This is a genomic window from Flavobacterium sp. AED, from assembly GCF_000812945.1.
GTDB lineage: Bacteria > Bacteroidota > Bacteroidia > Flavobacteriales > Flavobacteriaceae > Flavobacterium.
The window spans coordinates 360,796-383,777 of the sequence record NZ_JSYM01000001.1 but is presented as its reverse complement, the minus strand read 5'-3'; the positions used below and the strand labels follow the sequence as shown (position 1 = coordinate 383,777).

The following is a 22,982-nucleotide window of genomic DNA, read 5'->3' as shown; positions in this document are numbered from 1 at the left end:
TATAAAGGAAATTACAAAATATTAATAGGCTTCTTAATTTTTATTGGACTTCTGTTTATGATAAAAATATTTTTCAAACGTTAAGACCTTTATTTTTCGCAATAAAAAAATGCCCACTAAAAAAGTGGGCATTTTTTTTTGAGAATTAACGACTAATTTTCCAAAGGTAGAACTCCAAAGTTTTTAGAGTATTTCAACATTTGTTCTGCAAATGTTTTTGGTTGTTGTACTTCAATAGAAATAATTTTACCCGTTTTGTCTAATTTTGGAACCAATACTGGATTTACAAATCCACTATAAGCAGCCGAAGCAAATTGCTTATTGCGTTCTAAAACTTCAGCATGTAATTTTTGATCTACTTTCACCCCATAATTTTCCACTAATGCTTTGCCTGCATTAAAATCACCTTCAGATTTGATTCGTTGTACTTCTCTTAACAATTGCCCAAATAAGTCGTGTAATTTATCATAATCCGTAATATTGAAATACGTTTTTCCGTTGCGAGTGATTTTCTCTATAACATTGTCTTTTTGCCCTTTTTCAAAAACCCATGAACTAACCCACTGACGGTTTCTCATGTGCGCTTCTTCAATATTAGCACCCAATTCTAAACGCACTAACTGAGTCATCAATCCGTTTCTGATATAACTGTCATAAGACTCCATCCCGAGTTTTTTCCAATCATCAACTAAGCCTAATTCCTGTAATTTTGGGTTGTATAAATAATATAGTCCAACTAGATCTGCTCTACCCTCTTCAAGTGTCGAAGCATAACTTTTTAATGATTCCTTTGGAGTTCCCACACCAGGGTTGATTTGTCCTGAAGCATGACCCACCACTTCATGCAAAGCAGTATGCATCTTATCTCCTATTTCACCATATTTTTTGGCCAATGCAATTTCTTGCTCATCATTTGCAAATTCCTCTAATTTTCCTTTTCCTGCAGCTTTAGCATACGAATCGATAATATTTCCTAAAGAAACTGATTTCGAACCATGTTCCGCACGAATCCAATCCGCATTTGGAAGGTTCACACCAATAGGCGTACTTGGTGAAGCGTCACCAGATTCTCCTGCTACAATAACTGTTTTATAAGAAACTCCAACAACGTTTTTCTTTTTATGCTCTGGCATCAACGGAGAATTATCTTCAAACCATTGCGCATTTTTAGAAACTACTTCCATTTTTGCCGACATATCAAAATCTTTTATCTGCACAATCCCTTCATAAGATCCTCTGTAGCCTAATGGATCATTATATACTTCAATAAAACCATTGATGTAATCAATGTTCCCTTCGGTAGCATGCAACCAGGCAATATTGTAATCATCCCATGTTTTTAAACTACCGGTTTTATAATAACTGATAAGCAATCCTAAAGCATCTGCTTGTTTTTTATTTTCAGCTACACTCTTGGCTTTTTCTAACCAATAGATAATTTTATCAATTACAGCACCATACATACCTCCACTTTTCCAAACTTTTTCTGTTAATTGCCCTTTTGCATTGCGAACTAATTTAGAATTCAGACCATAAGAATATGGTTTCTTAGGATCTGGGCTTGTTTTTTTAGCGTAAAAATCTTCTGTTTCTTTTAATGTAATTCCTTTGTCATAGAAGTTAATTGCTGAACCTTCCAATAAACCTTTTGATTCATCAAGGTTAACCCTTTTAGCATCTACATCATTAAATATAATGGCTTCAATAGTTGGTGATAAAGTTGTTTTAGTTGCTTTCAACAAACCGTTAAAATAGGCTACAGAAAATCCTGGCTTAATTTTATCGCTGGAATAATGGTGGTGAATTCCATTTGAAAACCAAACTCTTTTAAGGTATATTTCGAAATTTTTCCAGTCTTCAGCTGTTTTATCCCCTTTATAATTTTTATAAATATTCTCTAAAGCTTTTCTAATTTTTAGATTGTATTTATAATGTTGGTCCCACATTATATCACGCCCTGAAGTTCCGGCTTGAGTCAAATAATACACTAATTTTTGTTCTTTTAGTGTTAGATTTTCCCAGCCTGGAATTTGATACCGCAACACTTTAATGTCAGCAAACTGCTCCACAACATAATCAAAAGGAGCTTTTTCGGTAGTTTTAGCTACTTGTGCATTACACGTAACAGAAACCGCAAGGATAATAAAAATTCCAATAATTTTAAGTAATTTCATTATTAATGATATTTAGATGTTTAATAAATTATTATTCAACAAATATACATTTTCTTTGAATAAATAATAAAAACCATCACTTATAATCCAATTTCAATGATATTGAAAATTAATTTAATCTTTTCGATAATGAATTAAAAAAAATCTAAAAATTACAATCAACTTGAAAGCCCCGTTTTATATTTTTTAATAGTTACTCTGCTATATTAATAAAATTTCTAACTTTACAAGATAAACAGCCAATTCATCATGAGGATTTTAAAATATATCTTTCTTTTACTATTACTTAGCTTAGTTGCATTATCTATTTTCATCGCTACACAAAAAGGAGATTTTACTGTCGAAAGGAGTAAAATCATAAATTCTCCAAAACCAGCAGTATTTAATTATGTAAATGATTTTAAAAATTGGGGCGAATTTGGTTCTTGGGCTGTTGAGAATCCTGAAATGAAAATAACGTATCCTCAAAACACGATTGGAAAAGGCGGATCTTATTCTTGGGAAGGAAAAGATGGTAATGGTGATATGAAAACAATTTTTGTAAAAGAAAATGACAGTATTTCACAAAAAATGAATTATAATGGAACTTTATCTGATGTTTTCTGGAGTTTTAAAGACACTGTTGGAGGTACAAAAGTAACTTGGAGAACAAAAGGAAAAATGAGTTTTCTTTTCAAAATTTATACCGCTTTCAATGGAGGTGTTGAAAAAATCATAGGTAGTATGTACGAAAAAAGTTTGGCCAACTTAGATAAAACCTTAGATTATGAAATAAATACCTATTCAGTAAAAGTAGATGGTTTGGTAAAAAAACCGGAAACGTTTTATTTACATCAAACTTTTACCAGTAAAATTGCTAACGTCTCTAAAAACTTTAAAATCGTTGTTCCAAAAATTATAGCTTTTTGTAAAAAAAATGATCTTACAATTACAGGAAAGCCTTTTATAATTTATCACACCTATGACATGGTAAATGAACTCACTAAAATATCTATTTGCGTACCAATTAAAAATCAAATTTATACAAGTGAAGGAAGTGATCTTTATTCGGGAAAATTAGAAGCATTTGAAGCCGTAAAAACGACTTTAACGGGTGATTATTCCCATAGAGATAAGGCATTGGATAAAACCACGCAATACCTTAACACTAATCGTCTCGCAGCTGACGCTACAGTTTCGCATCTGGAAATTTATTCAATCAGTAAAAACGAAGTAAAAAACCCTTCAAAATGGGTTACTGAAATTTATTATCCAATAAAACCAAAAGTGGAAGCAGTAAAAATTTACAAACCAACTGTTATAAAAACCGATGAAACGATAAAAACAGAACCCGCAGTAAATACTGTTCCAGTTACAAAAACAGAACCCATTACAAAAACTAAAGCTGTCGTAAAAACGAATCCTGTTGTAAAAACTAAACCGGTCTTAAAAACAGAACCAATTGTAAAAAAGCCAACTCCGACAAAAAAAGAAGAAGAACAATCTGAATTTTAATATTTTTTCACTTCTGATTAAACCTATTTGATAAATTCCATTCTAACTGATAAATAATAGCTTTGCAAGAGGAAAAGGAATTCATTCAAAAACTATTGAACCCAAAAACGCAAAATCAAGCGTTTCAACAACTCTTGCAAGATTATCAAAAACCGTTGTACAATCATATTCGTAATATAGTATTGAGTCATGATGATACTGATGATGTTTTGCAAAATACTTTTATAAAGGTATTCCAACATTTGAAAAACTTCAAAGGTGAAAGCAAACTTTTTTCTTGGATGTATCGTATTGCAACTAATGAAGCACTAACTTTTTTGAATCAAAAAGCAAAAACGAACGGAATATCTTCAGAAACATTACAAAACAAAACCATAGATAATCTAAAAGCAGATGTTTTCTTTGATGGAAATGAAATTCAAATAAAATTACAAAAAGCCATAGCTTTTTTACCTGAAAAGCAACAATTAGTTTTCAAAATGAAATATTTCCAAGAATTAAAATATGAGGAAATCTCAGAGATTTTAGGAACATCCGTTGGTGCTTTGAAAGCATCCTATCATCATGCAGTCAAAAAAATTGAAGCATTTGTAACAACAAATTAAACCTTTTGTGTTTAATTAAGTCTAATGAATATTATGAAAGCATTTAAATTAGAAAACGAACCAAAAATTGAATCTGGATTTAAAACCCCAGACCATTATTTTGAAAATTTTTCAGCAAAAGTTTTACAACAATTGCCAAAAGAGGAACCAAAAGTAATTTCGATTTTTCAAAAAAAGAAAATTGTAATTATGATGGTGGCGGCTATTCTAATAGTTGCATTGATGATTCCAATTCTAAATACGTATTCTAACAAAACAAAAGAATTAGATTCTGCCACTTTAGAAAATTACCTGACCGAACAATCTAATATGACGCAATACGATTTGATCAGTGAATTACAACCTGAAGATATTAATAAAATGAAAACAACAGTAGTTCTGGAAGACAAGACTGTAGAAGACATATTAGCTACAAACTCTAATTTAGAGCATCTTATATTAGAATAAATATACATTTGAATTCTTTCTATTAAAATTGAATAAAAAATAAAAAAAAATGAACATTAAAAAATTTTTACCCGTACTCTTTTTACTATTATCCTTTAATTTTTACGCTCAAGGCGAAAGAATGAAGGAAAAAAAGGAACAAATCAAAGCGTTGAAAGTAGCTTTCTTGACCACCGAATTAGATTTAACGACAAGTGAAGCCGAAAAATTTTGGCCTATCTATAACACTTTTGATGACAAACAATTTGAATTGAGACATCAAAAGATGAAAACTTTAATGAAAAGAATGGATGATGGAGGTTTAGATAAAATGACCGAAAAAGAAGCCAGTGCTTTTCTCGCTCAAATGGAAAGTAACGATGAAGAATTATTTTTTTTACGAAAAAAATTTACCGCAAATCTTAAAGGAGTTATTCCAGCGATTAAAATCATAAAACTAAGAAAATCTGAAGAAGATTTCAATAGAAAACTATTGCAACAATACCGCGACAAAGGCCCGAGAAGATAAAATTAAGTTTTATTAATTCAATACAACACCCTATTTAATGGTTCATGCTATTATTTAGGGTGTTTTATTTTTTAAAATTTATGCGAACTATTTTGTTTTTTCCAGCAGCAATTGCAGTATGATTATCTAAAAAACGAATCGTAAAAAGACTGGGATCTACCGATAATTGTTTCCATGATTTACCACTATCCGATGAGTAATACAATCCGGATGCACCCACTGAAACTAGTTCCTTTCCATTACTCTCTGGAATATATTGCACGCAGGAAGCATAACCAAAACCTTTATTTTCGGCTTGCAGTTTCCATGTTTTACCTCCATCAGTTGTAGCAGCTTTATTCCCGAAATTCTGGTTTGGCAATTCATAATTCCCTCCAGCTATAAATCCAATTTTCGAATCATAAAAATCAGCCGTAAAAATTCCAGTCATGGTTTCTCCTTGAACTATTGGCGTATTATATACTTTCCAAGTATTTCCTTTATCAGATGAATAAAAAACTCCGGCTTTTTTTCCACCCGAAACAATCCAGGTTTTATTTCCTTTAATAACAATATTAGTATTGCTTGCCGCAAAAGCTGCTTCCCCATCAATTATTTTGGGCAACTTATCCGATGCAATTTTATTCCATGAATTTCCACCGTCACGAGTAATTATAACTGAAAGACTATTCTCTATAGGATCACCGATAGCTATTCCATCTTTATCATTCCAAAATTGCATACTATCGTAAAATACTTTTTTATGATTTTCTTGATACACTAATCGTACTTCTGAACCGTCTTTAGCAATTTTATATAATAATGCAGGATTGGAAACGTTTAGAATAAAAACAGCCTTCGAAGTTTGTGCAATACTTCTGAATTCAAACTTTAAACTATCATTACTAATAATGCTTTCCTTTTTCTTATTTTGAGCCAAATCATAAAAACCAAATCTGGAATTATCCGCAGCATACCAAATTTTATTTGCATCAATTAAAATGGCTCTAATACTTATTTTATCTTGAAATAACGTATCGATTTTAACGGATTTAAAATCCATATTATTATTATCAATCCCAATATAACCAACTGTTTTACAAGATAAAAACAAAATAAAACTCATCGAAATAAAAAAAATACTTCTCATTTATATATAAATTTTAAAGGCTAATTTACAATTAAAAATATAAATACAAACTAGCCTCTTTATTTATTGGCACAGTAATTGGATAATCAAAAAATATTAAACTTAATAACATTAATCATGAAAACTAAACTACTCCTTTTAAGTCTATTGACTTCTGTTTTCGCCACACAAATATATGCGCAGGATAGAACTACAGTAAATGCAATGAATACTGAAATTAGTGACAACTTAGATTTACGAGCTGTCGCATCCATTTTTGGAGATTCGAGAGATCTTCAGGATTTTGAAAGACGGTTGAATGACCCAAAACTTCAAATATCAAATTTAGATTTGAATAACGACGATGAAGTTGATTATTTACGAGTAATCGAATCCGTAGAAAATAGAACCCACGTCATAATCATACAATCTGTTATCGATCAAGATGTATACCAAGATGTAGCTACAATCGATGTTGAGAAAGACAGATACAACAATGTTCATGTACAAGTTGTAGGAGATGTGTATATGTATGGTCAAAATTACATTTACGAGCCTGTGTATTACAACACTCCACTTATTTATGCTTCATTTTGGTCTTATAATTATCACCCTTATTATTCAACATGGAATTGGGGTTATTATCCTTCTTATTATTATACTTGGAATCCATTCCCTGTATTCAGATATAGAAACAACATCAACATTTGCTTGAACGTAAATAACAATTACAATTATGTAAACAATAGAAGAAGTAGCATAGCAATTGAGTTATATAGTTCCAGACGTTCCAATGGATATGAAAGACAACATCCAAATTATGCTTTTTCAAGAAGAAATGCACAAGTAACAAATCGTTATGAATTAGAGCAAAGAAGAGGGTCAAGAAATGTTGGTTCAAGAAATGATAACGGTTATTCTCAAAACAGAACGAGTCCATCAAGAGATTATTCTCAAAATAGAACTAATCCTTCAAGAGAAGCAGCTCCGCAAAGAATGGGACAACAAAGAGAAAGAGATTATTCTCAAAACAGAACTAATCCTTCCAGAGAAGCTACTCCACAAAGAGCACAGCAACAAAGAGATTATTCTCAAAATAGAGAGAACTCTACTGGAGAAGCAGTTCCACAAAGAGCACAACAACAAAGAGATTATTCTCAAAACAGAGGAAATTCTTCTGGGGAAGCAGTTCCACAAAGAGCACAACAACAAAGAGATTATTCTCAAAATAGAGGGAACTCTTCTGGAGAAGCCGCTCCACAAAGAGCACAACAACAAAGAGATTATTCTCAAAACAGAGGGAATTCTTCTGGGGAAGCAGTTCCACAAAGAGTGCAACAACAAAGAGATTATTCTCAAAACAGAGGGAATTCTTCTGGAGAAGCAGTTCCACAAAGAGCACAACAACAAAGAGATTATTCTCAAAACAGAGGGAATTCAGCTCCACAAGCAGCTCCACAAAGAATGGAACAACAAAGAGGTAACTCTTCAAGAGAAGCAGCTCCACAAAGAATGGAACAACAAAGAGGGAATTCTTCATCAAGAAATGACAACAGAAGGTCTTAAAACTCACTATCATAAATTAAAAAAAGCACGGTTATAACAACCGTGCTTTTTTTTGTCATTTTATTAAATAAACAGCTTTAATTTATTTAAAAAGAGTAAATTTGACGAGTTTTTTAAAAATATTACATGAGCGCAGCGCACAAAGACTTGCATACTAAATTAACATTAGGCGGGTTATTAGTTTCATTAGGAATAATTTACGGTGATATTGGAACTTCACCATTATATGTAATGAAAGCCATACTTGGTGACCATATTATTAATGCAGATGTCGTTTTAGGAGGCATTTCAGCTGTATTTTGGACCCTTACATTACAAACTACCATAAAATATGTAATCATTACTTTGAGTGCTGATAATCATGGAGAAGGCGGGATTTTTGCATTATATGCTTTAGTCAAAAAAACAAAAATTCAATGGCTAATAGTCCCCGCAATTATTGGCGGAAGTGCATTACTTGCTGATGGAATCATAACACCCCCCATATCTGTATCTTCTGCTGTTGAAGGAATTAGAACCTATTATCCTCATATAAACACAATCCCAATTGTAATAGGAATTCTATTTGTGTTGTTCGCAATTCAACAGTTTGGAACCAAGTTAGTCGGTAAATTTTTTGCTCCAATGATGCTTATTTGGTTTGGGATGCTTGCTGTTTTGGGTTCTATACAAATCGCACAACATACTGAGGTTTTCAAGGCCTTGAACCCTTATTACGCTTATCACTTATTATACATTCATCCTGAAGGTTTTTTTGTTTTAGGTTTTGTATTTCTTTGTACTACAGGTGCTGAAGCACTGTATTCAGACATGGGACATTGCGGTCGAAAAAACATTAGAATCAGCTGGATTTTTGTAAAAACGGCTTTAGTGCTTAATTATTTTGGACAAGCCGCGTATTTAATCCATCACGAAGGAGAAACATTACAAAGTTTAGGCGGAAAAAACGGAAACCCATTCTATCTCATCATGCCGGATTGGTTTCAACCTATAGGAATTATTATCGCTACACTTGCAGCTGTAATTGCTTCACAAGCATTAATCAGCGGTTCATTTACATTAATAAATGAAGCGATGAGATTGAACTTTTGGCCAAAAGTAAAAATAAAATATCCTACTGAATTAAAAGGACAATTGTATATTCCATCGATAAACTGGTTATTATTCTTTGGTTGTGTGGGTATTGTATTGCACTTCGAAGAGTCTAGTAATATGGAACATGCCTATGGATTAGCAATTATATTATGTATGATAATGACAACCATTTTGCTTAATTTTTATTTAATAATGAAAAGAGTAAAATTGTTTTTTATCATGCCGTTAATTACCATTTATCTAATCATCGAATTTAGTTTTCTTGCAGCCAATATTACAAAATTTGCTGAAGGTGGTTATGTAACTCTTTTTATAGCAACACTTTTAATATCTGTTATGACCATTTGGTATTTGGCTAAGAAAATCAATAAAAGCTACACCAAAATTGTTAAGATTGAAGATTATAAAAAAGTACTTGTTGAATTGAGTGCTGATTTATCGATACCAAAATATGCAACGCATTTAGTTTACATGACAAATGCCGGCAGAACTGATGAAATAGAAGAGAAAGTAATGTATTCTATTTTACAAAAAAGACCTAAAAGAGCTGATATTTATTGGTTTGTACACGTAAACATATTAACCGAACCTTATAAAACAGAGTATAAAGTAACCGAAATTGTCAAAGATGATTTGTATCGTGTTGATTTCAATTTAGGTTTTAGAGAGCCTACTAAGATAAACTTGATGTTTAAAGAAGTAATTAAAGACATGGTACAAAAAGGAGAGATGGACATTACCAGTAGATATGAATCTTTGAATAAAAACAATATTATTGGTGATTTCAAATTTGTATTATCTGAAAAATTCCTTTCAAATGACAGTGATTTAAGATGGCATGAAAAATTAATCATGAATTCTTATTTCTTTATTAAAAAACTAAGTTTATCTGAAGAAAGAGCTTTTGGTCTGGACAGTAGCTCCGTTAAAATAGAAAAATTTCCTATGGTGCTTCATGCTCCAGAAAATATTGGTTTAACTAGAGTTAAATAAGGATTTTAAATCCTACTAATTTATAAAAAAACACTGTTTTGAAAACAGTGTTTTTTTATGACTAAAAATTAAAAAACAACATTCATTATTAAAAATATAACATTCAATCAATTAATAGTACCTTTGCACCTCAATTATTTAAAATGAGATTACACAGAAATTTAGTTTATACTACCATCGATGCTTTGAACGCCATATTTAATGAAGGCGAATATGCTGATAAAGTGGTAGCACGATCCTTAAAAAAAGACAAACGTTGGGGAAGCTCTGACAGAAAATTTGTTGCCGAAACCATCTACGAAATTGTACGTTGGAAAAGATTATACGCAGAAATAGCCGAAGTAAAAGAACCATTTGACAGAGACAATCTTTGGAGAATGTTTTCTGTATGGGCAGTTTTAAGAGGCTACCCTATTCCTGATTGGCGCCAACTGGAAGGAACTCCGGAAAGAAAAATAAAAGGACGTTTTGACGAACTTTCAAAAGTGAGAGCCTTAAAAGAATCTATTCCGGACTGGATGGATGAATTAGGTGTTAAAGAATTAGGAGAGAAAGTTTGGGCAACGGAAATAACAGCTCAAAACCAACCTGCTAAGGTAATTCTAAGAGTAAACACACTTAAGACAACCAGAGAAGCGCTACGTGCTATTTTGATGGATTTAAACATTGAAACAGAAACGTTGAAAAATCAGCCTGATGCTTTAGTGCTAAAAGAAAGAGCTAATGTTTTCTTGACTGATGCTTTCAAACAAGGTTTCTTTGAAGTTCAGGATGCTAACTCCCAATTAGTGGCTGCTTTCCTTGATGTAAAACCAGGAATGCGTGTCGTTGACACTTGTGCTGGCGCAGGTGGAAAAACATTGCACATTGCATCTTTAATGGAAAACAAAGGACAATTAATTGCTATGGATTTGTATGAAAGCAAATTGAAGCAATTAAAAATCAGAGCCAAAAGAGACGGTGCTTTCAATATTGAATACCGCATCATTGATTCTACAAAAATCATTAAAAAATTACACGAAAAAGCAGACCGTGTTTTAATTGACGCACCTTGTAGCGGATTAGGGGTTCTAAAAAGAAATCCAGATGCTAAATGGAAATTAAAACCGGAATTTATCGACAACATCCGTAAAGTACAATCGGAAGTTTTAGAAAGTTATTCTAAAATTGTAAAACCGGGTGGAAAATTAGTTTACGCTACTTGTTCTATATTACCATCCGAAAATCAAGAACAAATTGCTCGTTTCTTAACTACTGACATTGGAAAACAATTCAACTTTGTGAAAGACCAAAAAATCTTGGCTTCAGAGTCTGGTTTTGACGGATTCTATATGGCTTTGTTAGAACGTAAAGAAAACTTAGAACAAAAAGAAAAAAGAGTACAGAAAGAAATTGAATAAAATATAGATTTAGACTTCAAAACGCATAAAAAAATCCTCGAATTCGAGGATTTTTTTATGCGTTTTATATATGTTCATTATTCAATTCTCTTACACTTTTCTTAATCATTCATTGAGATTAAAAACTCCTCATTATTCTTCGTTTTCTTGAAACGATCATTGATGAAATCCATTGCTTCTACCGGGTTCATATCCGAAAGGTATTTTCGCATAATCCACATTCTTTGCAATGTTTTTTGATCCAATAACATATCATCACGTCTTGTACTTGAAGAAGTCAAATCGATAGCCGGAAAAATACGTTTGTTTGCAATTTTTCTATCCAATTGTAATTCCATATTACCGGTACCTTTAAATTCTTCGAAGATAACTTCATCCATTTTCGAACCAGTTTCTGTCAATGCAGTAGCGATAATACTCAATGAACCTCCATTTTCTACATTACGGGCAGCTCCAAAGAAACGTTTTGGTTTTTGCAATGCATTCGCATCCACACCTCCACTTAATACTTTTCCTGACGCTGGTTGTACTGTATTATAAGCTCTTGCTAAACGGGTAATGGAATCCAATAGAATCACTACATCGTGACCACATTCTACCAAACGTTTTGCTTTTTCAAGAACGATATTTGCAATTTTAACATGCTCTTGTGGTTCTCTGTCAAATGTAGAAGCAATTACTTCGCCACGCACACTACGTTGCATATCGGTAACCTCTTCCGGGCGTTCATCAATCAATAAAACAATTAAATACACTTCAGGATGGTTCGCCGCAATAGCATTGGCAATTTCCTTAAGCAACATCGTTTTACCAGTTTTAGGTTGCGCCACAATCATTCCACGTTGTCCTTTTCCTATTGGTGAAAACAAATCAATAATTCGTGTTGAAATCGTGCTTTGCTTCTCCGCCAATTTAAATTTCTCTGAAGGAAAAACAGGCGTTAAATGTTCAAATGAAACTCTATCACGAACTACTTGAGGATCGTGTCCGTTTATTTTTAAAACGCGTACTAATGGGAAAAATTTTTCACCTTCTTTTGGTGGGCGAACCACTCCTTTTACGGTATCTCCGGTTTTAAGGCCGAACAATCTTATTTGAGAAGTCGATAGATAAATATCATCTGGTGAAGCCAAATAGTTGTAATCTGAAGAGCGTAAGAAACCATACCCATCAGGCATCATTTCAAGAACACCTTCACTTTCTATAATTCCGTCAAATTCAAAATCAGAAGCAGCAAAATTACTTTTCTTATTTTTAAAATTTGGATTTTGATTCCCATTTCCATTTCCATTCCCATTTCCATTCCCATTTCCATTCCCGTTTTGATTTGGGTTTTGGTTAGGATTCTGATTTGGATTCTGCTTATGTAATTGATTTGGATTTATCTTTTTAACCGGTGCAGCAGGAGCTTCCGTTTTATCTTCAATGGCTGCATCTGTAACCTCTACATTCTCTTTGGTTGCTTCTTTTACTTCTTCCTTATCCTTTTTTAAAGCAATTTTCTTTTCGTAGGCTGATTTATTAAATTTAATAATTTTACCTACTTTTTTCTCTCCATCTACTGGTTGTTCTGCAATTGGAGTAATATCCTCTTCTCTTGGTGCTGGTTCAATTGAAGGAAGATTTTCTTCAACTGGAGTACTTATTTCTGTTGCAGTTTCTTCTTTTTCAAACAGCGTATTTTTTACCGCTTTTTGTATCGCTACTTTTTTAACAGGAACGATTCGCGCTCTTTTGGGTTTATCGTCTTCAACATTACTTTCCTTTTTAGAATCTAAAGCTGAATCAACGTTAGTAGCCACTTGATGCTCTAAAATTTGACTAATTAAAGTATCTTTTTTTACACCGTTAAACTTTATGGTTTTAGCTGATTTAGCTATTTCTTGAAGCTCAGATAGCTTCATTTCTTTTAATGCAGAAATATCAAACATGAATGTTCTATGAGTTTAATTATTTTGGAAAATTGTAAAGATAGGTAGTAAACTTTTTTGTTTTGAATCAACCGCAGTATGAAGTGCTTACGGTATTATGATGCAATAATACGAATAAAATTTTATCATACAATAGCATTTATAAAAAAGAAAATATATTTTTGTAGAACAAATTCAAACCATGATACAAAGAATTCAAACCATTTATTTATTTCTTGCTTTTGTAGTGACAGGAATTTTACCATTTTTTATTCCTTTATGGACAATGAACAATGGTACTGATTTTTTATTTATGCAAGATCAAGTTTATGTAATCTTGTTTGGTTTAAGCACAACGCTTACTTTATTAAGTATTGTATCGTATAAAAAAAGACAAAATCAATTTGTCATTGGCAGATTGAACATAATATTAAATTTAATTTTATTAGGATTGTTTGTATATCGTTCACTAAACTTATCTGGAGAAACACTCGCTGTTTCAGAGAAAGGTATTGGGATGTTTCTACCTGTAGTTGCTATCGTATTATTAGTCTTGGCTAATAAGGCCATCAAAAAGGATGAAGATCTTGTAAAATCTGTGGATAGATTGAGGTAAACCTATAAACTTAATTTATTAGTGCGAAGAAGACCCGAATGTAACAGTTCGGGTTTTTTTGTGCTTATAAATACTAAAAATCTTACTAAATAATCCATTATATTTTTCTAAATTTGAAACGTAGTAATTTCATTATGAAAACAAGAACCAGAATCCATTTAGCAGACGATCATCAAATACTCATTGACGGAATCAGTACTTTACTGCAAACCATTCCTAATTTTGAAGTAGTGGGGTTTTCTTTAAATGGAACTACTATTTATGACGATGTTATCAATAACAAATCTGACATTCTTGTTTTGGATATTAACATGCCTGAAAAAGATGGCATTGAAGTCATTAAAGAATTTTCCGAAAAGGGCTTTCCCTGCAAGGTTATTATTCTTTCCAGCTATGACGAACTAAAATTGATCAAAGAAATAATGAAACTTGGCGCTAGTGGTTATCTGACAAAAAAATGCGCAGGCGAAAATATTGTAGAAGCTATTGAAGCCGTTTCCAGAGGAGAGGAATATTTTTGCCAATCTGTTAGAGAAAAAATCTTTAATTCATTTACAAAAAACAATCCAAAACTAAATAAATCAGAACCGATTACAAACTCCATTTTAACTGGACGCGAATTAGAAATCATCACTTTGATTTCTTTAGAATATAGCGGTAAGGAAATTAGCGAACAACTCTTTATCAGTGTCAATACCGTAGAAACACACCGTAAGAATATAATGAAAAAATTAGATGCAAAAAACACTATTAGTTTAGTAAAATATGCTCTTAAAAACAATTTGATTAAGCAATAAAAGCTCTTTTTATGCCTAAAATTCGAATTAACATTGTACTCTTTCTATTGCTATTCCTTTCTAGTGCTTCTTTTTTTGCCCAAGAAAAAATACCTACTAAGGAAGAAATTACACTATTAGCAAAAGAGGCCAATAAATATATGAAAACGGGCAATTTTGAAAAATCACTCGTACAATCAAGAATCGCTTTACATTATGCCATCACTGTTAAGGATGACAATCTCATCGCCTCTATTTACAATACCATTGCAGCAAATTTTGATGAATTAACAGAATTCGACAAAGCCTTTTTTTACTATAAAAAAGGCTTGTTTTATGCTAAAAGAACTAATAATAGCGAATTAAAAAATTGGCTCTATAACAATTTAGGGAATATTTATTGTTTTGATAAAAAACAATATGAGAAAGGAATTGTTTGTTACAAAAAATCATTAGAATACAGTCAAAAAACAAATGATTTTGCCCAAATTGTTTTTACAAAACTCAATATAACTTGGGCTTACTTTGACATTGGTCGTTTTGATGACGGTTACCCCTATTTAGTATATATCAATAAATACCACAAAAAATATGGTGATGAATCTACAATTGTAGCACTGAACATGCTCAATGGCATGTACAATAGCTATAAAAATAATCCCGGAAAAGCCAATTACTTTTTTCAAAATGCCATAAAATACGGCACGGAAGGAAATGAAAAATCAGATTTGTCTTTTTCGCATTTAGAATATTCCAAGTTTTTATTAAAAAATAGAGCGTTCCAAAAAGCATACGAAAACCTGACTCTTTATAACTCAATTACGGCTGAACTTAATTATGAAGAAAAACTAAAAAAAACAAATGTTGCAGGAATTAACCTTGAGATTGATCGCTACAAAAGAGAAATTGACAACATAGAAACCAAATACAAAACCAAGCAAAATTTACTAATAGAAAAACAGAATAAAAATAGAAAAATTAGTATTATCGTCATTTCGTTACTGCTCTTAATCATTATTCTTTTTTATTTTTTATTTCAAAATACAAGGCTAAAACAGAACAACAAACTAAAAGACTTACAAAGCAAAATTCAGGAAAACATCATCAACGCATCCATCAACGGACAGGAATTAGAAAGAAAAAAAATCGCTTCTTTTTTGCATGACAATATTAGTGCCTTGCTGTCTTCTGCAGGATTACATTTAAATGTTTTTACTTCACAAAACCTGTTACCACCCCAAGAAATATTAAAAACCAAAGCTATACTTGAAGAAGCTCATGATAAAGTTCGCGATTTATCCCATGAACTGATGCCTACACTTTTAGCACGTTTTGGTTTATTTTATGCACTAGAAGATTTATGTGAAAAAAACTCAAATTCCGTAATTGAATTTAAGTATTCGAGTTCCGTGTCTACAAAAACGCGTTATAATGAAGAATTTGAAATGAAAATTTATTTTATAGTCAGTGAACTTTTAAACAATATTACGAAGCACAGCCAAGCAAATTCTGCTAAGGTTACCATTCAAGAAAATAACAATCTGCTTCAAATTCATGTCTATGACAATGGAAAAGGTTTTGATCCCGCTCATTTTCATATACTTGAAGGTTTTGGACTCAATCAGATTCAAGCGAGAATTAACAATTTAAAAGGAGGTATTTCCATCGATTCAAAACAACATTATGGAACATCAATCTATATTATTGTACCTATTGCCGCTAAATAAAAGCTACCCTTTTTTCTCTATTTCTATAATTTCCAAATCTTTAATTTTATCCCCTTCAATCACAAAACGCAACATGGTGCGTACCTGATGAAAGCCACTTTTTCCTGCTGCTCCGGGATTCATATGCAAGAGATTATGCTTTTTATCAAATATTACTTTTAAAATATGCGAATGCCCGCAAATAAATAATTTGGGAGGATTTGCATCCATCTCCGCTTTAATACTGGGATTGTATTTCCCTGGATAACCGCCAATATGTGTAATCCAAACATCCACTCCCTCACACATAAAACGGTTGTGTAATGGGAATTCTAATCTAGCTTTAGCATCATCAATATTACCATAAACACAACGCAACGGCTTTAGTTTTTTTATCGCATCGGTTACAGCTAAATCCCCAATATCGCCCGCATGCCAAACTTCATCCGCCTGAACGACATATTTTAAAATGGTATCATCAATGTGACTGTGTGTATCCGAAAGGAGTAAAATTTTTTTCATATTTATATTGTCATTGCGAGGAACGAAGCAATCTGGAGCTATTTCCAGCTATTCGTTTCAATCTTTATTGTTTTAAAAAAAAACAATAAAGGATTTTCACTGCTATCTGGGCTAGGATTTTGTGGTAAAATTAAACATTCAAATTCCAAATAAAAAATCCATTTAAAACTTAACAAACTTTTGCGCCATAGCAACTTCGTGACACAAAAATTAATAAGTATCTTTGCTACTTTAATTGTATAAAACACGATTTCTTTCAGAACAATCTGAAATCTGAAATCTGAAATCTGAAATCTAACCTTGAGGTACTTCATAAAATTAGCATACAACGGAACCCATTATCACGGCTGGCAATACCAACCCAATGCTGCCTCAGTTCAGGAAACGATGAACAAAGCATTTTCGGTACTATTAAATACCGAGATTAATCTTATGGGAGCCGGACGCACCGATACGGGCGTTCATGCTAAAGAAATGTTTGCACATTTCGATTTTGAAAAACCATTTGAGATTTCAAATTTAGTTCACAAACTCAACTCTTACTTACCCAAAGACATTGTCATTTATACCATTATTCCCGTTCACGACGAAGCACACACGCGTTTTGACGCGACTAAAAGAACGTATGAATACCATATCAACACATTTAAAGATGTTTTTTCGCAAGAGCAAAGTTGGTATTTCCATCAAAAATTAGATGTGGATTTAATGAATGAAGCGGCCAAATTATTGTTTAATTTTACTGATTTTCAATGTTTCTCTAAAGTAAATACGGATGTGAACACATTTGACTGCACGATTTTTGAAGCGTATTGGACTCGAGGCACAGCCGAACAGGGCGCAGACAAACAAGAAAACGACAATCTAATTTTCACCATTTCGGCCAATCGTTTTTTACGAAACATGGTGCGGGCCATTGTGGGAACATTAGTAAATATAGGATTACACAAGATTACACTGGCTGATTTTATTGCCATTATAGAAAGTAAAAACCGAGATAAAGCAGGTTTTTCGGTTCCGGCGCATGGTTTATATTTAACCAAAATAGAATACGATTACATTACGCAATAGCCCAGATAGCAGTGGAAATCCTTTTATGTTTTTTCTTTAAAAACATAAAAGATTGAAACGAATAGCTGGAAATAGCTCCTGAAAACAATCAGGATAAATCCAAAAAACATGAAAGCAAAAGCATTTGATACCCGATTATTCAAACGAATATTACAATATACGAAACCGTACCAATGGCGTTTTAACGGCGTGATTATTTTTGCCATTTCGCTATCTATATTTGCGGCCTTGCGCCCTTATTTATTGAAGCAAACGGTTGATGGTTATATAAAAACCCACGACCAACAAGGATTATTAATGTATGTAATCCTGATGGGAATGGTGCTGTTGATGGAAGTATTTTCGCAGTTTTACTTTGTATACTGGGCAAACTGGCTGGGTCAGGACATCGTGAAAGACATCCGAACAAAACTGTTCAAACACTTGTTGAGTTTTAGAATGAAGTATTTTGATCTTGTTCCTGTGGGGCAACTCGTAACCCGTTCCGTATCGGATATTGAGGCAATTGCCCGAATTTTTAGTCAGGGATTATTCATGATTATCAGTGACTTGATGAAAATGGTTGTGGTACTTCTTTTTATGTTCTACATGAACTGGACGCTGACTTGGATTGTTATTGTGGCTATGCCAATTCTGGTTTTCTTCACCCGAATTTTCCAAAAGAAAATGCAAGTGGCTTTTGAGGAAGTGCGTACGCAAATTGCCAACATGAACTCTTTTGTTCAAGAACGTGTGACGGGAATGAAAATTGTGCAACTTTTCAACAGAGAAGATATTGAATTTGAAAAATTTAAAAGCATTAATGACAAGCACAACAGAGCTTGGATAAAAACCATTCTTTATAACTCCATCTTCTTCCCTATCGCTGATATTATTTCATCATTAACATTAGGATTTATCGTGTTGTACGGTGGAATTAAAATATTAAATGGCGATCATTTTACCACTTTTGGAGATTTGTTCTCTTACACAATGTTTATAGGAATGTTGTTTAATCCATTGCGCCAAATTGCGGATAAATTCAACGAGATGCAACTGGGAATGATTGCGGCGAATCGTGTTTTTGATATTTTGGATACTCAAGACCAAATACAAGATACCGGAACAATTGAAGCGCCCATTTTCAAGGGAGATATAAAATTCGAAAACGTACGTTTTGGTTACATTCCTGAAGAAGATGTGATTAAAGGAATTAACCTTGAAGTAAATGCGGGACAAACCATTGCCATTGTAGGTTCTACTGGAGCGGGTAAATCAACGATTATCAACTTGTTAAACCGTTTTTATGAAATAAACAGTGGCTCTATTTACATTGACAATCACAACATAGAACATTATACGTTAAGTTCATTGCGTACGCAAATTGCCGTGGTTTTACAGGATGTTTTCCTTTTTGCCGATAGTATTTTCAACAACATTACCTTGAATAATACAGCCATAAGCAGAGAACAGGTTTTGGCTGCAGCCAAAAAAATTGGCGTTCACGATTTCATTATGAGTTTACCTGATAATTATGATTTTGATGTAAAAGAACGTGGTGTTATGCTTTCATCAGGACAGCGTCAGTTGATTGCGTTTTTGAGAGCATATGTGAGTAATCCAAGTATTTTGATTTTGGATGAAGCCACTTCATCGATTGACACCTATTCCGAAGAATTGATTCAACGTGCCACTGAGACTATCACTCAAGGTAGAACTTCAATTGTAATAGCGCATAGACTCGCAACCATTGTCAATGCTGATAAAATTGTGGTGATGGATAAAGGATTAATAGTGGAGCAAGGCACGCACCAAGAATTAATCAACCGTGAAAGTGGGTATTACAAGAACTTGTATGACTCGCAATTTTCGGTGGCTAATTAAGTTTTTCACTCGGTTATTTGTTAATTTGGTTAATTGTTTAACCGTAAAAACTAGATTATATAGCATTTTAAACTAGAATGAGTTCAACTAATTTTATTTAAAATAACGGTGTTTTTTTGAAATTTTGTTACTTTATTACTTTATTTCATTGAAACTTTCTCAAAACAGAATAAATCCTTAAATTCGCCAAATCAATTAATTTAGTAAAAACGCACCTAAAATGAAATGAGCTTTTGCTAATTCCATTTTTATAACTAAAAAATAAAATGAGTTTTTACGAATTCATTTTTACCAAAATTTAAATAAAAAGAAAAAAATGACACGAGCGTTAGCGACTGCATTTCACCAATAAAAAACAAATAAAAAACTTTGAAATGAAATACGATATTATAGTTTTAGGAAGTGGCCCAGGCGGTTATGTTACAGCCATTAGAGCATCACAATTAGGCTTTAAAGTAGCCGTTATTGAAAAAGAAAACTTAGGCGGAGTATGTTTGAACTGGGGTTGTATCCCTACAAAAGCGTTACTAAAATCAGCTCAGGTTTTTGATTATCTAAAACACGCTTCTGATTACGGATTGACTGTTTCATCATTTGACAAAGACTTCCCTGCTGTTGTTCAACGCAGTCGTAGTGTTGCTGACGGAATGAGCAAAGGAGTTCAATTCCTGATGAAAAAAAATAAAATCGATGTGATTGATGGTTTTGGAAAACTAAAACCAGGAAAAAAAATTGATGTTACTGACAAAGACAATAAAGTTACTGAATACAGTGCTGACCATATTATCATTGCAACTGGAGCCCGTTCCCGTGAATTGCCAAACTTACCACAAGATGGTGTAAAAGTAATTGGTTACAGACAAGCAATGACTTTGCCAACACAACCTAAATCTATGATTATTGTAGGTTCTGGAGCAATTGGAGTAGAATTTGCACATTTCTACAACTCTATGGGAACTGATGTTACCATTGTAGAATTTATGCCAAATGTAGTTCCCGTTGAAGACGAAGACATTTCAAAACAAATGGAGCGTTCTTTGAAAAAAGCAGGAATCAAAATCATGACTAACTCATCAGTAGAAAGAATTGATACTACAGGAGCAGGTGTTAAAGCATTTGTGAAAACAGCCAAAGGAGAAGAAGTTCTTGAAGCTGACATTTTACTTTCAGCTGTTGGAATTAAAACTAACATTGAAAACATAGGATTAGAAGAAGTTGGTATTGCTACTGACAGAGATAAAATCTTAGTAAACGCATACAACCAAACCAACATTCCTGGATATTACGCTATTGGTGATGTTACACCAGGGCAAGCATTAGCTCACGTAGCTTCTGCTGAAGGAATCAACTGTGTAGAGAAAATTGCAGGACTTCACGTAGAACCAATCGATTACGGAAACGTACCGGGTTGTACATATGCAACTCCTGAAATCGCTTCAGTAGGTTTGACCGAAAAACAAGCTAAAGAAAAAGGATACGAATTAAAAATTGGTAAATTCCCATTCTCAGCTTCAGGAAAAGCGAAAGCAGCCGGAACACCAGATGGTTTCGTAAAAGTAATTTTTGATGCCAAGTATGGCGAATGGTTGGGTTGTCACATGATTGGAGCCGGAGTTACGGATATGATTGCTGAGGCAGTTGTGGCTCGTAAACTGGAAACTACAGGACACGAAATCCTAAAATCAATTCACCCACACCCAACAATGAGTGAAGCCGTTATGGAAGCCGTTGCTGATGCGTATGGCGAAGTAATACATTTGTAATAAACACACAGTATAGACGCATTACAATGCGCTTTACACTATTCTATAAAGTCCGATTTGTGAAAAGCAAGTCGGATTTTTTTGTTTTTAAAGCAAATAAAAAAACAAGAATCCTATTAAAAATATATTAATATTTTAACAAATAAATTGATATTAATTCGTAAATTTGATTACGTTGTGCAATATTTATATGGAAATATGTTAAAATTTAATCATTTAATTTATTTGCTATGAAAACACTAAGACAATTCAGTTTAAAGCCGGTATTGATAATTATTTTAATTACTCCTGCTTGCACTCCAAGTTCAGAGGATTTGAAAACCGACAATCGATTAAATGGTGTAGCTCCAATAGATAACCAAAATAATATTACTATTGTTGTTACTGACGGAACTTTGAAAATAGATCTTTATTGGGACTCTGAAAACAATGAAGCAATTAATTTCAATAGGTTTAATTTTAATTTTGAAACTAAAAATAGATTAACTGCCACTGACGGAACAACTACTTATAAGGGAACTTGGTCACTAACTGATACAACAGGGTATATTGATACTTTATCAGAAATAAAATTTGATATTACTTTTACATCCCCAATACATTTTGTGGAAACAATAAATCATTGGGAAATCATTGATCAATCAAGAAGCGATATTAAATTAAGTGATGTTATTTATGGCAATGGAGAAACCGATTTTTCCATAGTTAGTAAAAATTAAAAATTTGACTAACTAAAGAATGCAACGCACAATAAAATAATTACGAAACAATACTCATACAATTAAAACAACATTTAAAGCCAAAACAAAATAGTATTCTTGCGCTATCTATTCGTTTAATACTGATAAAAATAGCACTATAAATTCAACACTTATTCTAGACAAATTGTTGCTGCTGACTGCACTACTAAATCCGTTTTTTCTTATTCTTTGGAACAAGAAAAAACGGATTTTTGATGTATTTACTATACAACACTCATCAATAAAAAAAATTTCAAAATATTAAAATTCAATTAGTTATAATTAAAAAAAGGTCTAGATTTAATATTGAGTTGGATTTTTTTGTAAATTAGTAGCCTCGTAAAAATGACACCCTTATGGTGCCTCATTATTCAAAAAAAAGGATGAATTAGTACGCCAAAACTTATAGTGAATTTAAACCGATAAGTTGGTTTAAATTCACTATAAGCCTTTACGGACAAACAAGAATACCTATAATTCAGTTATGTGCTTCTTGTCAATGCCGACTCACAACAAAGATAAAATACAAAAACCATCGACTACTTAAAAAAAGACCGAAACCAAAAAAGGCCGAACAAGTAGAAAAAAATTAAATTAAAATAACTAAAAATTTAAATTTAAAAAA

Annotated in this window: 18 protein-coding genes; 14 read left to right on the top strand and 4 right to left on the bottom strand. The window is 32.6% G+C overall.

Annotation, left to right across the window (positions count from 1 at the left end; translation table 11 throughout):
- Positions 1 to 152: 152 nt before the first annotated feature.
- Complete coding sequence (locus tag OA85_RS01745) at positions 153 to 2,174, bottom strand: dihydrofolate reductase (RefSeq protein ID WP_039107747.1); 2,022 nt, start codon at positions 2,172 to 2,174, stop codon at positions 153 to 155.
- A gap of 249 nt (positions 2,175 to 2,423) precedes the next feature.
- On the opposite strand from OA85_RS01745, the gene OA85_RS01740 reads away from it, so the two are divergent.
- The 4 genes from OA85_RS01740 (at position 2,424) to OA85_RS01725 (ending at position 5,228) form a co-directional block, all read left to right on the top strand.
- A complete protein-coding gene (locus tag OA85_RS01740) occupies positions 2,424 to 3,668 on the top strand; it encodes an SRPBCC family protein (protein WP_039107746.1) in 1,245 nt (414 codons plus the stop codon).
- Between the two features lie 62 nt (positions 3,669 to 3,730).
- Positions 3,731 to 4,273, top strand: coding sequence for an RNA polymerase sigma factor (locus OA85_RS01735; RefSeq protein WP_039107744.1), 543 nt, complete (start codon positions 3,731 to 3,733; stop codon positions 4,271 to 4,273).
- Between the two features lie 33 nt (positions 4,274 to 4,306).
- Positions 4,307 to 4,720, top strand: coding sequence for a hypothetical protein (locus tag OA85_RS01730; protein ID WP_039109279.1), 414 nt, complete (start codon positions 4,307 to 4,309; stop codon positions 4,718 to 4,720).
- 49 nt (positions 4,721 to 4,769) lie between these two features.
- Complete coding sequence (locus OA85_RS01725; RefSeq protein WP_039107742.1) at positions 4,770 to 5,228, top strand: hypothetical protein; 459 nt, start codon at positions 4,770 to 4,772, stop codon at positions 5,226 to 5,228.
- A 64-nt stretch (positions 5,229 to 5,292) separates the two neighbouring features.
- Here OA85_RS01725 and OA85_RS01720 read toward each other — a convergent pair whose 3' ends face one another.
- Positions 5,293 to 6,357: an oxidoreductase gene (locus OA85_RS01720; RefSeq protein WP_039107740.1), complete on the bottom strand. Its 1,065-nt coding sequence runs from the start codon at positions 6,355 to 6,357 to the stop codon at positions 5,293 to 5,295.
- A gap of 117 nt (positions 6,358 to 6,474) precedes the next feature.
- Between OA85_RS01720 and OA85_RS01715 the strand changes: the two genes are divergently transcribed.
- The 3 genes from OA85_RS01715 (at position 6,475) to OA85_RS01705 (ending at position 11,390) form a co-directional block, all read left to right on the top strand.
- Positions 6,475 to 7,902: a hypothetical protein gene (locus OA85_RS01715; protein ID WP_039107738.1), complete on the top strand. Its 1,428-nt coding sequence runs from the start codon at positions 6,475 to 6,477 to the stop codon at positions 7,900 to 7,902.
- A gap of 126 nt (positions 7,903 to 8,028) precedes the next feature.
- Positions 8,029 to 9,990 carry a KUP/HAK/KT family potassium transporter gene (locus OA85_RS01710; RefSeq protein WP_039107735.1) on the top strand — a complete coding sequence of 654 codons (1,962 nt, stop codon included), beginning with the start codon at positions 8,029 to 8,031 and terminating at the stop codon, positions 9,988 to 9,990.
- Positions 9,991 to 10,133: 143 nt separating this feature from the next.
- Entirely contained in the window at positions 10,134 to 11,390 is a 1,257-nt protein-coding gene (locus OA85_RS01705) for an RsmB/NOP family class I SAM-dependent RNA methyltransferase (RefSeq protein WP_039107732.1), read from the top strand.
- Positions 11,391 to 11,491: 101 nt separating this feature from the next.
- Here OA85_RS01705 and rho read toward each other — a convergent pair whose 3' ends face one another.
- On the bottom strand, positions 11,492 to 13,321 hold the full coding sequence (gene rho / locus OA85_RS01700) for a transcription termination factor Rho (RefSeq protein ID WP_039107730.1): 1,830 nt from the start codon (positions 13,319 to 13,321) through the stop codon (positions 11,492 to 11,494).
- 181 nt (positions 13,322 to 13,502) lie between these two features.
- Here rho and OA85_RS01695 point away from each other — a divergent pair, with 181 nt between their 5' ends.
- The 3 genes from OA85_RS01695 to OA85_RS01685 all read left to right on the top strand — a co-directional run bounded on the left by OA85_RS01695 (position 13,503) and on the right by OA85_RS01685 (position 16,419).
- The gene (locus OA85_RS01695) at positions 13,503 to 13,916 is read left to right on the top strand and encodes a DUF4293 domain-containing protein (RefSeq protein WP_039107727.1); all 414 of its coding nucleotides are present in this window, start codon (positions 13,503 to 13,505) and stop codon (positions 13,914 to 13,916) included.
- A 134-nt stretch (positions 13,917 to 14,050) separates the two neighbouring features.
- Positions 14,051 to 14,713: a response regulator transcription factor gene (locus OA85_RS01690; RefSeq protein WP_039107725.1), complete on the top strand. Its 663-nt coding sequence runs from the start codon at positions 14,051 to 14,053 to the stop codon at positions 14,711 to 14,713.
- Between the two features lie 11 nt (positions 14,714 to 14,724).
- Positions 14,725 to 16,419: an ATP-binding protein gene (locus OA85_RS01685; RefSeq protein ID WP_039107722.1), complete on the top strand. Its 1,695-nt coding sequence runs from the start codon at positions 14,725 to 14,727 to the stop codon at positions 16,417 to 16,419.
- Between the two features lie 3 nt (positions 16,420 to 16,422).
- Here the strand turns inward: OA85_RS01685 and OA85_RS01680 are convergent, their stop codons facing one another.
- Positions 16,423 to 16,920: a metallophosphoesterase gene (locus tag OA85_RS01680; RefSeq protein WP_039107719.1), complete on the bottom strand. Its 498-nt coding sequence runs from the start codon at positions 16,918 to 16,920 to the stop codon at positions 16,423 to 16,425.
- 300 nt (positions 16,921 to 17,220) lie between these two features.
- Here OA85_RS01680 and truA point away from each other — a divergent pair, with 300 nt between their 5' ends.
- The 4 genes from truA (at position 17,221) to OA85_RS01655 (ending at position 22,336) form a co-directional block, all read left to right on the top strand.
- Positions 17,221 to 17,991, top strand: a complete 771-nt coding sequence (truA, locus tag OA85_RS01670) for a tRNA pseudouridine(38-40) synthase TruA (protein WP_039107715.1) — start codon at positions 17,221 to 17,223, stop codon at positions 17,989 to 17,991.
- Positions 17,992 to 18,099: 108 nt separating this feature from the next.
- Positions 18,100 to 19,854 (top strand): ABC transporter ATP-binding protein, encoded by a 1,755-nt coding sequence (locus OA85_RS01665; RefSeq protein WP_039107713.1) that lies wholly within the window; start codon positions 18,100 to 18,102, stop codon positions 19,852 to 19,854.
- A gap of 374 nt (positions 19,855 to 20,228) precedes the next feature.
- Positions 20,229 to 21,617, top strand: coding sequence for a dihydrolipoyl dehydrogenase (gene lpdA, locus OA85_RS01660; protein WP_039107711.1), 1,389 nt, complete (start codon positions 20,229 to 20,231; stop codon positions 21,615 to 21,617).
- A gap of 230 nt (positions 21,618 to 21,847) precedes the next feature.
- Positions 21,848 to 22,336 carry a hypothetical protein gene (locus tag OA85_RS01655; RefSeq protein ID WP_039107710.1) on the top strand — a complete coding sequence of 163 codons (489 nt, stop codon included), beginning with the start codon at positions 21,848 to 21,850 and terminating at the stop codon, positions 22,334 to 22,336.
- Positions 22,337 to 22,982: the final 646 nt, after the last annotated feature.

Excerpts from the sequence above, each read along its gene's own strand:
- OA85_RS01685 (WP_039107722.1), top strand. The coding sequence starts at position 14,725 with ATGCCTAAAATTCGAATTAACATTGTACTCTTTCTATTGCTATTCCTT.
- OA85_RS01740 (WP_039107746.1), top strand. The coding sequence starts at position 2,424 with ATGAGGATTTTAAAATATATCTTTCTTTTACTATTACTTAGCTTAGTT.
- OA85_RS01720 (WP_039107740.1), bottom strand. The coding sequence starts at position 6,357 with ATGAGAAGTATTTTTTTTATTTCGATGAGTTTTATTTTGTTTTTATCT.
- OA85_RS01665 (WP_039107713.1), top strand. The coding sequence starts at position 18,100 with ATGAAAGCAAAAGCATTTGATACCCGATTATTCAAACGAATATTACAA.
- lpdA (WP_039107711.1), top strand. The coding sequence starts at position 20,229 with ATGAAATACGATATTATAGTTTTAGGAAGTGGCCCAGGCGGTTATGTT.
- OA85_RS01715 (WP_039107738.1), top strand. The coding sequence starts at position 6,475 with ATGAAAACTAAACTACTCCTTTTAAGTCTATTGACTTCTGTTTTCGCC.
- OA85_RS01710 (WP_039107735.1), top strand. The coding sequence starts at position 8,029 with ATGAGCGCAGCGCACAAAGACTTGCATACTAAATTAACATTAGGCGGG.
- OA85_RS01655 (WP_039107710.1), top strand. The coding sequence starts at position 21,848 with ATGAAAACACTAAGACAATTCAGTTTAAAGCCGGTATTGATAATTATT.
- rho (WP_039107730.1), bottom strand. The coding sequence starts at position 13,321 with ATGTTTGATATTTCTGCATTAAAAGAAATGAAGCTATCTGAGCTTCAA.
- OA85_RS01680 (WP_039107719.1), bottom strand. The coding sequence starts at position 16,920 with ATGAAAAAAATTTTACTCCTTTCGGATACACACAGTCACATTGATGAT.
- OA85_RS01730 (WP_039109279.1), top strand. The coding sequence starts at position 4,307 with ATGAAAGCATTTAAATTAGAAAACGAACCAAAAATTGAATCTGGATTT.
- OA85_RS01725 (WP_039107742.1), top strand. The coding sequence starts at position 4,770 with ATGAACATTAAAAAATTTTTACCCGTACTCTTTTTACTATTATCCTTT.
- OA85_RS01705 (WP_039107732.1), top strand. The coding sequence starts at position 10,134 with ATGAGATTACACAGAAATTTAGTTTATACTACCATCGATGCTTTGAAC.
- OA85_RS01695 (WP_039107727.1), top strand. The coding sequence starts at position 13,503 with ATGATACAAAGAATTCAAACCATTTATTTATTTCTTGCTTTTGTAGTG.
- OA85_RS01745 (WP_039107747.1), bottom strand. The coding sequence starts at position 2,174 with ATGAAATTACTTAAAATTATTGGAATTTTTATTATCCTTGCGGTTTCT.
- OA85_RS01690 (WP_039107725.1), top strand. The coding sequence starts at position 14,051 with ATGAAAACAAGAACCAGAATCCATTTAGCAGACGATCATCAAATACTC.